Source organism: Pseudarthrobacter sp. NPDC092419 (genome assembly GCF_044755045.1).
In the GTDB taxonomy this organism is placed as follows: Bacteria; Actinomycetota; Actinomycetes; order Actinomycetales; family Micrococcaceae; genus Arthrobacter.
This window is the reverse complement of sequence record NZ_JBIVQF010000005.1, coordinates 111,602-122,706: the sequence shown is the minus strand read 5'-3', so window position 1 is coordinate 122,706 and position 11,105 is coordinate 111,602. Positions and strand designations below refer to the sequence as shown.

Annotated in this window: 13 protein-coding genes; all 13 read left to right on the top strand. The window is 66.3% G+C overall.

The window, feature by feature from the left end:
- The first annotated feature begins 5 nt into the window (after nt 1–5).
- Nucleotides 6–428 carry a flagellar hook assembly protein FlgD gene (locus ACIQC0_RS10035; protein ID WP_377214484.1) on the top strand — a complete coding sequence of 141 codons (423 nt, stop codon included), beginning with the start codon at nt 6–8 and terminating at the stop codon, nt 426–428.
- Nucleotides 429–460: 32 nt separating this feature from the next.
- A complete protein-coding gene (locus ACIQC0_RS10030; RefSeq protein ID WP_377214485.1) occupies nt 461–1,633 on the top strand; it encodes a flagellar hook protein FlgE in 1,173 nt (390 codons plus the stop codon).
- A gap of 143 nt (nt 1,634–1,776) precedes the next feature.
- Complete coding sequence (locus ACIQC0_RS10025; RefSeq protein WP_377214486.1) at nt 1,777–2,058, top strand: flagellar FlbD family protein; 282 nt, start codon at nt 1,777–1,779, stop codon at nt 2,056–2,058.
- Between the two features lie 8 nt (nt 2,059–2,066).
- On the top strand, nt 2,067–2,888 hold the full coding sequence (locus ACIQC0_RS10020; protein WP_377214487.1) for a motility protein A: 822 nt from the start codon (nt 2,067–2,069) through the stop codon (nt 2,886–2,888).
- Entirely contained in the window at nt 2,888–3,682 is a 795-nt protein-coding gene (locus tag ACIQC0_RS10015; RefSeq protein WP_377214488.1) for a flagellar motor protein MotB, read from the top strand. The genes ACIQC0_RS10020 and ACIQC0_RS10015 overlap by 1 nt, the downstream gene beginning before the upstream one ends.
- Nucleotides 3,683–3,722: 40 nt before the next feature.
- Entirely contained in the window at nt 3,723–4,631 is a 909-nt protein-coding gene (locus tag ACIQC0_RS10010; RefSeq protein ID WP_377214489.1) for a flagellar motor switch protein FliM, read from the top strand.
- Nucleotides 4,628–5,350: a flagellar motor switch protein FliN gene (gene fliN / locus ACIQC0_RS10005; RefSeq protein ID WP_377214490.1), complete on the top strand. Its 723-nt coding sequence runs from the start codon at nt 4,628–4,630 to the stop codon at nt 5,348–5,350. The genes ACIQC0_RS10010 and fliN overlap by 4 nt, the downstream gene beginning before the upstream one ends.
- Nucleotides 5,350–5,880 carry a FliO/MopB family protein gene (locus ACIQC0_RS10000; protein WP_377214491.1) on the top strand — a complete coding sequence of 177 codons (531 nt, stop codon included), beginning with the start codon at nt 5,350–5,352 and terminating at the stop codon, nt 5,878–5,880. The genes fliN and ACIQC0_RS10000 overlap by 1 nt, the downstream gene beginning before the upstream one ends.
- A 77-nt stretch (nt 5,881–5,957) precedes the next feature.
- The gene (gene fliP, locus ACIQC0_RS09995; protein WP_377214919.1) at nt 5,958–6,719 is read left to right on the top strand and encodes a flagellar type III secretion system pore protein FliP; all 762 of its coding nucleotides are present in this window, start codon (nt 5,958–5,960) and stop codon (nt 6,717–6,719) included.
- Nucleotides 6,719–6,994 carry a flagellar biosynthesis protein FliQ gene (gene fliQ, locus ACIQC0_RS09990; RefSeq protein ID WP_377214492.1) on the top strand — a complete coding sequence of 92 codons (276 nt, stop codon included), beginning with the start codon at nt 6,719–6,721 and terminating at the stop codon, nt 6,992–6,994. The genes fliP and fliQ overlap by 1 nt, the downstream gene beginning before the upstream one ends.
- Nucleotides 6,995–6,996: 2 nt before the next feature.
- On the top strand, nt 6,997–7,755 hold the full coding sequence (locus ACIQC0_RS09985; protein WP_377214493.1) for a flagellar biosynthetic protein FliR: 759 nt from the start codon (nt 6,997–6,999) through the stop codon (nt 7,753–7,755).
- Nucleotides 7,756–8,880: a flagellar biosynthesis protein FlhB gene (locus tag ACIQC0_RS09980; RefSeq protein WP_377214494.1), complete on the top strand. Its 1,125-nt coding sequence runs from the start codon at nt 7,756–7,758 to the stop codon at nt 8,878–8,880.
- Entirely contained in the window at nt 8,877–10,928 is a 2,052-nt protein-coding gene (locus ACIQC0_RS09975; protein WP_400534676.1) for a flagellar biosynthesis protein FlhA, read from the top strand. Before ACIQC0_RS09980 ends, ACIQC0_RS09975 begins: the two co-directional genes overlap by 4 nt.
- Nucleotides 10,929–11,105 lie beyond the last annotated feature (177 nt).

Below are 11,105 nucleotides of genomic sequence, written 5' to 3'. Positions count from 1 at the left end.
AAAGGATGCCAATTGAAGCTGTCACGGCCCCGCGGGATGCAGGCCTTTACACCGGGGCCCCGGCACGGGCCCCCAAGCAGACCATGGACGGGGAAGTGTTCATGCAGCTGCTGGTCACCCAGCTGCAGAACCAGGACCCCAGCTCGCCCATGGACACCAACGAGATGATCGCCCAGACCACCCAGCTGGCCATGATGGAAAAGCTGAACCAGCTCTCCACCAACGCCGAAGAGAACTTTTCCCTGCAGATGCGCTCCGCGGCGGCGGCCTTGATCGGACAGCAGGTCAGCTACACCGGAGCCGACGGCCAGACCGCCACCGGCCTGGCAACGTCCGTCTCCTACGCAGGCAAGGTCCCCTCGGTCACCGTGGGCGGCCAGGCCGTTGCCCTCGACGCTGTAACCGGCATCGCCGCCGGCGCTTCCTAACTTCAAGAATTCCTTCCCGAAAGGCACATACCATGCTCCGCTCCCTGTACTCCGGCATTTCCGGTCTCCGCTCCCACCAGACCATGCTGGACGTCACCGGCAACAACATCGCCAACGTAAACACCACCGGCTTCAAGGCCTCGGCCACCCAGTTCCAGGACACCCTGTCGCAGATGACGCAGGGCGCCGGTGCCGGTGGCGCCACGGTAGGCGGCACCAACCCCGCCCAGGTGGGCCTCGGCGTCCAGGTGGCGGGCATCTCCACCAACTTCGCCCAGGGGTCAGCACAGTCCACCGGCCGCTCCACGGACATGATGATTTCCGGGGACGGTTTCTTCGTCACCCGCAAGGGCGGCGAGCAGCTCTACACGCGCGCCGGCGCGCTGGACCTGGACGCCCAGGGCCGCTTTGTCACGCCGGACGGCGCGCTCCTGCAGGGCTGGAAAGGCGTCAACGGCAAGGTACCCACCGGCGGGGCCGTCGGAAACCTGACCGTTGACCCGCAGGCTACGGCACCCGCGGCCGCCACCACCGGTGCCAGCATGGGCGGCAACCTCCCCTCCGAAGCCGCCGTGGGCACGCAGCTGGTGCGCGACGTCGACGTTTTCGACGGCACCGGCAACGCCCGCACCATGGTGCTCACCTTCAGCCGCACGGCCGGCGGCTGGGCAGTAACGGGCGACGACGGCGCCGGGGCCACCGGGGCAACCAACCTCGCCTTCACCAACGGCAAGCAGACCGGCGGGGGCACCATGGCCGTCGGCGGCATCACCGTGGACCTCACAGCTGTCACCGGCTACGCGGGCCTGAACACCCTGGTCAACACCGGCCAGAACGGGCGTGCCGCGGGCACCCTGCAGTCCTTCACCCTGTCGCCCGACGGCACGATTGTTGGTTCCTTCAGCAACGGCGCCAAGGAAGCGGTCGGAAAGGTCGCACTTGCCACGTTCACCAACCCTGGTGGCCTGGAAAAGGCCGGCGCGTCGGGCTACCGGTCCACCCTTAACTCGGGCGGCGCCGTCATCGGCAGTGCGGGGGATCCGGGCGTGGGCACCCTCTCCGGCGGCTACCTGGAAATGTCCAACGTGGACCTTTCCCAGGAGTTCACCAACCTGATCGTGGCCCAGCGCGGCTTCCAGGCGAACTCACGCATCATCACCACCTCGGATGAGGTCCTCCAGGAACTGACCAACCTGAAGCGCTAGCCTTCGGGAGTCTTGTCCACTCAGAGGGCTTTGTCGGCCGTTTAGGGCCCATGTGGACAAAACCCGAATGCTAACGGCTGGCCCTGGACTGCCGAAAGTCTAGGGGGAAAGCCCGCCGGGCTCGGAATGCAGGAGTGGGCCCCGTGATCGTTGTAACCCGTCTGAATGGTGCGCAGTTTGCCGTCAATCCGGACCTGATCGAACGCATGTACGCCAGCCCGGACACCACGTTGGTGATGGTGGACGGGGCCAAATACATCGTCACGGAGCCGCTGGGCGCAGTCATTGACCTGATCGCCGACTGGCGTGCCCGGGTCCTGGCCACCGCCCGTGATCTTCCGGTCCTGGCCCCGGAGCCCGGAGCGCGGCCCCTGAGCATCGTCCACCCTCCGGCCCCCACGGCCGAGCAACCCCCCACACATTGAGAGTAACTATGGATCCCGCAACAATTATCGGCCTGCTGCTGGCGTTCGGCTCGCTCTACGCCATGATCACGCTCGAAGGCTCCAGCGTGAACTCCATCCTGCTGCCGGCGCCGATGATCATGGTCCTGGGCGGCACGCTGGCCGTGGGACTGGCGGGAACCACCATGCGTGAGGCGCTCCGCGCGTTCAAGTCACTGCCCAAGGCATTCATGGGCCGTGCCACCAAACCCCAAGACAGCATCGACCAGATCGTGGTCCTGGCGGAAAAAGCGCGCAGCGAGGGACTGCTCGCCCTTGAAGAGGAAGCCGGCAAACAGGAGGATCCCTTCCTGCGCGGCGCCCTGCAGAACGTTGCGGACGGCACGGACGGCGAAGACCTGCGCATCATGCTCGAGGACGAAATCGCCACCAAGGCAAAGTCGGACCACGCCTGCTCCAAATTCTTCATGGGCATGGGTGGCTACGCGCCCACTATCGGCATCATCGGCACCGTAGTGTCCCTGACGCACGTGTTGGAGAACCTCTCCAACCCGGACGAGCTGGGCCACATGATCGCAGCCGCCTTCGTTGCCACCCTGTGGGGTCTGCTGTCGGCCAACTTCATCTGGCTTCCCCTGGGCAGCCGCCTGGCCAAGGTCAACGAAATGGAACTGGCCCGGATGCAGCTGCTGATGGAAGGCGTCCTGGCGATCCAGGCCGGCAGCCAGCCGCTCCTGCTGCAGGAACGGCTGCGGGCCCTGGTCCCGGCCCACGCCCTGCCCAAGGAAGGAACCGGGAAGAAGGGCGCAGGGAAGGACGGCGTGCTGCCCCGCCTCGAGGACGCCGCCTGATGCCCCGCCGTCGCGGACGGCAGGCCTACGTCCCACCGGACGAGCACCCGGACGAACGCTGGATGGCCTCCTACACGGACATGGTCACGGTCCTGATGTGCTTGTTCATCGTGCTCTTCGCCATGTCCTCAGTGGATGCCCAAAAATTCGAGAAGCTGAAGAACTCTCTGGCGAGTGGTTTCGGGGTCGTGGATGAGGGCAAGGTGGACACCGCAGAAGGCGTGGTGGTTCCGCCCGAAAAGGTCGATGTAGAGCTCGAAGGCATGACGGACCTTGAACTTGCCATGGCCGAAACGGACGAACTGCTTGCCATCAAGGCCCGCATCAGCAAGGACCTCGCCCGGCAGGGCCTGCTGGATTCCGTCCGGTTCGCCATCGACGAGCGCGGGCTGAGCATCCGGCTGGTGGGCGCCGAGTCCTTCTTCAGGCCAGACTCCGCGGACCTGACGGACCAGACCGTGCGCGTGCTGGACACGATCCGCCCGGTGGTGTCCCTGACCAAGCGGGAGGTGGCCGTCGAAGGGCACACCGCCAAGGTCGCCGCACCAAACCCCCGCTACTGGGAGCTGTCCTCCGAACGCGCCACCAACGTGGTGCGGAACCTCATCAGGCCCGGTGGCATCGCACCGGAGCGCATCCGCGCCGTGGGGTTCGGTTCCGCGCGTCCGCTGACGCCCGGCAAAACGGCGGAGGAGTTGATGCTCAACCGGCGTACCGACGTCGTGGTCCTTTCGGATGAAAGCGAAACGGTCCGTGCCCTGATTCCCGGCGTGCTCAAATCACGCAGCACCTGACCGCCTTACGAGCGGCCGGCCGCGGCCGATAGTGGGAGCCGTGAGTCCACAGGAAAACCAGAATCCCAACCCGAGGGCGAGGGCACCCCGGACGGTGGAAGTCTATGACTTCCGGCGTCCCACCACCCTTGCCCGCGAGCATAGCCGGATCCTGGAACTGGCCTTTGAGACCTTTGCCCGGCAGTGGGGCACCCAGCTGACCGCCAAGGTCCGGGTCAAATCCCAGGTCACGTTCGGCAACGTCCTGATGCAGACTTATGACGCCTACGCCGCGTCCCTGCCGTCCACCACGGCCATGGTGCTGTGCCGGCTCGAGGGCCTGGACTCCAAAGCGGTGATCCAGTTTCCCACCGCCGCGGGCCTTGCCTGGGTTGGCCGGATGCTGGGCGGCAACGGAAGCCAGCCGGCGCCGGAGCGCAAATTCACGCAGATCGAGCATTCGCTGGTGCGGCGCCTGATGGAGGACGCCCTCGAGGACCTCCGTTACTCGCTGGGTTCACTCATGGAACCGGCCATCAGCCTCGAAAGCATTCAGCACAACTCCCAGTTCGCCCAGGCCGCCGCCACCACGGACCTCATGATCGTGGCTTCTTTCAGCATCCGGGTGGGCGAGGACGCGTCGGACGCAACCATCGCCATGCCCGCCGAGGTGCTGCTGGCGGGCCTCGGCGCCGCCAATCCCACTGCCTCAGCGGAGAACTCGAAGGACATGCTGCTGGAACAGCTGGGATACGTGCCCGTGGATGTCTCCCTGAGCCTCACCCCGGCCAGCGTGCGCCCCACCACCGTCCTGAACCTGGCGGTGGGGGACCTGGTTCCCTTGCCGCATCCCACCCACCGGCCGCTGGACATCACCGTGGAAGGCCGGGCGCTGGCACAGGCCGCGCCCGGAGCGAACGGTGCCCGGCTGGCCGCAGTTATCGTCAATACCCAGGAGACCCGCCGATGAGCGCAAACCACACCCTGCAAACCTCAGCCGCAGCTGCCCTGGTTGAGCTGCTGCCTACTCCGGTACCCCTGACTGCGGCTCCCGCCGCCGGCGCCCTTCCGCCAGGCGCCGCCGCCTCGGCTGTCAGCGCCAACTTCGTCGGCTCGGTTTCCGCGGACATCGCCTTGGCCCTGGTGGATGCCTCCTCAGTCCTTCCTGCCGGCGGCGGCGCAGGCCTGGTCACGGCCGCGAACGTGCTGCGGCCCGCCATGGAAAACGCCAGCGCGGCGCTCGGTTCAGGCGTCCTGGGCGAATGCCGGGACGAGGATGCCACCGCCCTGTTTAGCGACCCCGAGACAGTGGTGTTCGAGTTGCGGGACATGCAAAGCACCGCAGGCTGGTTCGGCATCCGTGTCCGGGAAAACGGGGTCCTTGGCGGGACCGCGTTTCCGTCAGCAGACAGCCACCAGCGCCAGCACGGCAGCATGGCCGGGAAGCTCGGCCGCATCAACAACGTAGAGATGGCGCTGACCGTGGAAATCGGCCGCACCCGCATGTCGGTACGCGACGTCCTGAACCTGGAGCCCGGCGGCGTGGTGGAGCTGGACCGTTCCGCGGGCGCGCCGGCCGATGTCCTGCTCAACGGACGGGTCATCGCCCACGGTGAAGTGGTGGTGGTGGATCAGGATTACGCCGTCCGGATCACGCGTATCCTCGACATTGCCGACGGCGTCCACTGATGGACGAGCTGATTCTCTGGCTGCGGGTTATCCTTTCGCTGGGAGCCGTATTGGCCCTGCTGTGGATCATCCAGCGGCGCGTTGGCAGGAACGCGGGGACCGCCGTCGGCAATTCCCGCCCCCTCCAGCTCATCGCCCGGCAGGGAATCGGCCAAAAAGCATCCGTCGTCATCGTCGAGGCGGACGGACAGCGCCTCCTGCTCGGTGTCACCGAGCAGTCCGTGACGGTGATCAACAGCACTGATGCCCGCACGGCCGAACCGGCCGCTGTCCAGGCTGCCCCGGCTGCGTCCTTCAGGGACGCGCTGGCGGCGGAAACGGGTGAAAGTACGACGGCGATCAGCCGGGAACGCCGTGAACGTCGCCGCACGCGCGGATCGCGCAACGGGCTGGAGGGCTCCATCCTCTCGCTCAAAACCTGGCAGGACAGCGCCGCGGCGCTGCGCACCGGAGCGGATGCGCTGAAAAACGGCACGGATGCCGTCCAATCAACCGGCACGGATGCCCTGACGAATGGTTCCAGGAACTGACCGTGCCCGCTTCATCCCTGCGCCCCCGGATCGGGGTGCTGCACCTTCTTGCTGCCGTTTTCGCGGCGGCGGCCCTGATGCTCCTGGCCTCCGCCACCGGCCACGCCGCACCGCTGCCGCCGGTGGACCCCACCCCGCCCTCGGATCCGGACGCTCCGGAGGACGCCAATGGCGGTTTCTCCGTCGAGATCAACGGCCCTGACGGGGCACCTGCGGGCGCCATCGTCACGCTGCTGGGCATCACCCTCCTTGCGGTGGCGCCCTCGCTGCTGCTGATGATGTCCTCCTTCACCAAGATCTTCGTAGTCCTGGCCATGGCCCGCAACGCCCTGGGACTGCCCTCCATTCCGCCCAACCAGGTGCTGGCCGGACTTGCCCTGTTCCTGTCCCTGTTCATCATGGGACCGGTCCTGACCCAGATCAACGAGACCGCCCTCCAGCCCTACCTTAACGGCGGAATGACGTTTGACACCGCCTACGAGACCGGGGTGAAGCCGCTGCAGGCGTTCATGCTCGCCCACACGCGGGAGGAGGACATCGCCCTGATGACGCGGGCAGCCAACATGGAGAACCCGGCCAGCCCGGAAGCGGTGCCCCTGCTGACGCTGATCCCCTCCTTCATGGTGTCCGAGCTCCGCGCAGCCTTCATCATCGGCTTCGTCATTTTTGTTCCCTTCCTGGTGATTGACCTGGTGGTGGCATCGGCGCTGATGTCCATGGGCATGATGATGCTTCCGCCGGTGATGATTTCGCTGCCGTTCAAGATCCTGCTGTTCATCCTGGTGGACGGCTGGGGCCTGATCATCAAGGCCCTCGTGGGCAGTTACGCGGGGACCTGATGAACACCAGCGCAGTCATGGACATCGGCCTGCAGGCCCTCTGGCTGGCGGCGAAGCTGTCCGCCCCGGTGCTGATCACGGCGCTCGCCGTGGGCTTCGGCATCTCGCTGCTGCAGTCCATCACGCAGATCCAGGAAGTCACGCTGTCCTTCGTGCCCAAGGCGATCGCCGTCGCGGTGGTCCTGATGGTGTCCGGGCACTGGATGATCTCCGAAGCCGTGACGTTCACCCAGATGCTGTTCGAGAAAATCCCTTCGCTGCTGGGGAACGGCTAGTAGTGGAAATCCCGCTTAACCAGGCATGGCTGGAAGCCGTCATGCTGGCATCCGTGCGGATGGTGACCTTCCTGGCCATCGCCCCGCCTTTCTCCTACAACGCCTTTCCACTGCGGGTCAAGGCCATGCTGGGCATCGGGCTGGCCTTGGCCGTCTCGCCGCAGACAGTGCCCGGCTACGAACCGCTGGACACCGCTGGATTCGTGGGCGCCCTGACCATGGAGATCCTCACCGGCGGCGTGCTGGGTTTCCTGGTCATGCTGGTGTTCTCCGCACTGCAGTCCGCCGGCAACCTGATCGACCTCTTCGGCGGCTTCCAGCTCGCCCAGGCCTTTGACCCACAGTCCATGGTCAATGGAGCCCAGTTCACCCGGCTGTTCCAGATGACCGCCCTGGCACTCCTGTTCGTGAGCGACGGCTACCAGCTCATCCTGGGCGGCCTCGCCCGCAGTTTTACGGCCCTGCCCATCGCCGGCACGGTGGACCTCGCCCGTGCCGGTGAGCTGATGGTCACCGGCACCACCGGCATGTTCCTGGCCGCAGTCCAGATTGCCGGGCCGCTGCTGGTTGTGCTGTTCCTGGCGGATGTGGGCCTTGGACTGCTCACCCGCGTGGCGCCGGCCCTGAACGCCTTCGCACTGGGCTTCCCGTTGAAGATCCTGCTGACCCTGATTTTCTCGGCCGTGATTTTCGTGGCGCTGCCAAGGGTGGTGGCTGCGATCAGCGGCGACGCCGTCAACACGCTGATGGGGGTGAGGTAGATGTCCCAGGACTCCGGCGAGCGCACAGAGCAGGCCACCGAGAAGCGCATGAAGGAGGTCCGGTCCAAGGGCCAGTTGTCCAAATCCCAGGACCTCACGGCGTGGCTGGGGATCGGTGCCGCGGCTGTGATGATGCCCTCCACCCTGGACCGGGCCGCGCAGGCAGCCAACGACCAGCTCTTCAACGTCTCTGCAGCGGTCCGCAGCCCGGACCCCGGAGAGGCGCTGCGCATGTTGGGTGATGGGCTCGGGTCCATGGGTGCCAGCCTCCTTCCGATGCTCGGGGTGGTCCTCGTGGCCGTGTTCCTCGGAGCGGCAGGCCAGGGCGGCATCAACTTCCGTAAGTTCCGCGGCAAGTTCGAGCAGTTCAACCTGGTCGCCGGGATGAAACAGACGTTCGGTACCCAGGCGCTCTGGCAAGGCGTCAAAGCCCTGCTGAAAACGGCGGTGGTGGGCCTGGTGCTGTACCTGGTGATCCAGGGCCTGGTGCCGGTGCTCATGACGGCCGGCGGCCTGTCGGTGGCATCACTGCTGGCCTCGGCCGGCGGCGGCATCGGCGCCCTCATCCAGTACGCCGTCGCCGCAGGCATTGTGCTGGCCATTGCGGACGTCCTGGTGGTCCAGCGCCGGAACCGGAAGCGCACCAGGATGACCAAGAAGGAGGTCAAGGACGAGCACAAGAATTCCGACGGCGACCCGCTGGTCAAGTCCCAGCGCCGGTCCCGGCAGCTTTCGATGAGCCGGAACCGGATGATCGCCGCGGTGGGCGAATCCGACGTCGTCATGGTCAACCCCACCCACATCGCCGTGGCGCTGCGCTATGAGGCCGGAAAGTCGGCCCCGCGGGTCACCGCCAAGGGCTCCGGACACATCGCGCTGCGGATCCGTGAAGAGGCGGAGGCCAAAGGCGTGCCGCTGGTCCGCGACGTGCCCCTGGCCCGCTCGCTGCACGCGTCCTGTGAGATCGGCCAGGAAATCCCGGCCGAGCTGTACAGCGCGGTGGCCGCGGTGCTGGCGTTCGTCATGCAGCTCAAGGCCCGCGGCTCCGCCGCCGGCACCCACGCCCTGAACACCCACCACACCCCCATCACACCCACTCCCGCAACCGGAAGGCGCGCACGATGAACCGCAACCTTGGCCGACTGGCGGTACCGGTCGGCGTCGTAGGCATCATCCTGATCCTGGTGGTGCCCGTCCCGGCAGCCCTGCTGGACTTCCTGATCGTGATGAACATCCTGTTCGCCCTGGTGGTCCTGCTGAACACGATGTTCGTCAAGAAGCCCATGGACTTCTCCGTGTTCCCGTCGCTGCTGCTGGTGGCCACGCTGTTCCGGCTGGGCCTCAATGTGGCCTCCACCAGGCTGGTCCTGGGCGAGGCGCACGCCGGCGCCGTCATTGATGCCTTCGGCCAGGTGACTGTGGGCGGGAACATGATCATCGGCATCGTGGTGTTCCTGATCCTGGTGGTCATCCAGTTCGTGGTGGTTACCAAGGGCGCCGAACGTGTGGCCGAAGTGGGTGCAAGGTTCACCCTGGATGCCATGCCCGGCAAGCAGATGGCCATCGACGCGGACCTGAACGCCGGCCTGATCACGGATGATCAAGCGCGCGAGCGGCGCTCGGAGGTTTCGGCGGAGGCCGACTTCTACGGCGCGATGGACGGCGCATCAAAATTCGTCAAGGGTGACGCGATCGTCGGCATCATCATCATCATCGTGAACCTGTTGGGCGGGGTGGCCATTGGCATGGCCCAGCGCGGCATGGAAATCATGGAGGCGCTGGACACGTACAGCCTGCTGACCATCGGAGACGGGCTGGTCAGCCAGATCCCGGCGCTGTTGATGGCCGTCGCCACCGGCATGATCGTTACCCGCTCCAACGCGGAATCGGACATGGGTTCCACTGCTTCCTCGCAGCTTGCCCAGTCCCGGAACGCCCTGATGATTACGGGATTGGCAGCGATCGTCATGGCCTTGATTCCGGGCATGCCGAAGCTGCCGTTCATCCTGGTGGGCGCATTCCTGCTGTTCGCCTCCCAACGGGTCAAGGCCGCCGCGGACACACAGGCAGCGGCGGACCTCGAAGCCGCAACAGAAAGCCAGGCCGCGGCGAAGCCGGATCCCACTGCAGAGATCATGGAACAGATGCGCGTACACGCACTGGAAATCCAGCTGGCCCCGGACCTGGTAGACATCGTCTCGGGAGCCTCTGACGACCTCCTGGCCCGGGTGCGTTCGCTGCGGCATAAGATCGCCATGGAACTTGGCATCGTCATCCCCCCGGTAAGGACGCGCGACAGCGTGGAGCTGCCGGCGTCCACCTACGTGATCCGGATCGCCGGGGTCGAGGCCGGGCGGGGCCAGGCCCCGTCGGGCCGCGTCCTGGCGCTGGGAGAGGGGCTGCAGGCGCTGCCCGGCACCATAACGGAAGAGCCCGTGTTCGGGCTCTCCGGCAAGTGGGTCCCTTCGGAAATGCGCCATGCGGCCGAGATGGCCGGTGCCACGGTCATCGACCGGGTGTCGGTACTGGTGACGCACCTATCAGCGATCATCACCGAGAACGCGCCGCGGCTGCTGAGCCGCGAGGACGTGCGGGTGCTCAACGAGGGCGTGAAGGAGCAGAGCCCGTCCGCCGTGGAGGAGCTGGTTCCGGGGCTGCTGACGCTGGCAGAGATACAGCGGGTGCTGCAGGGTCTGCTGGCCGAGCAGGTGCCCATCAACGACCTGCCCAGGATCTATGAGGCACTGACCCTGCGCGCCAAGGTCTCCACCGACCCCGAGGGCCTGATCGAGGCAGCCCGGCAGGGCCTGGGCCCAGTGGTGGCAGCCAAACATGTCAGCAATGGTTCCCTTGCGGTGCTCACCATCGAGCCGCTGCTGGAGCAAAGCCTGCTGGAGGGCATGCGCCCTTCGGAGCACGGCACGCAGATCATAATGTCGCCGGGACGGCTCGAGGCGCTGCTGGGGGCCGTGCGTGACACAGTGGCGCGGGCGGAGGCGGCCGGGCAGGCGCCGGTGCTGGTGTGCGCCCCGGCGCTCCGGCCTGCAGTCCACCGGCTGGTGTCTGCCCAGTCCGGCGGGCTGGTGGTCCTTTCCTACCAGGAGGCCACCGCCGCGAAGACCGGAATCGAGACCGTGGGCGTCGTCCGGATGGCCGAACCGATCTCCGCGTGAGGCGCTTTTGATGGCCTTGGAACGCGATAATTCGGCGGCTGGACGGATCCTGCGTAAAAACAATGGATAACCTGCGGCTGAGCGGGAATAACACCGGCAACTCGCTGGTAGCTTTATTCCCGGAGCCGCGCGTCACACAACTTGACACACTGGTTGGCTCAAAAAGTTTCTTGTCAA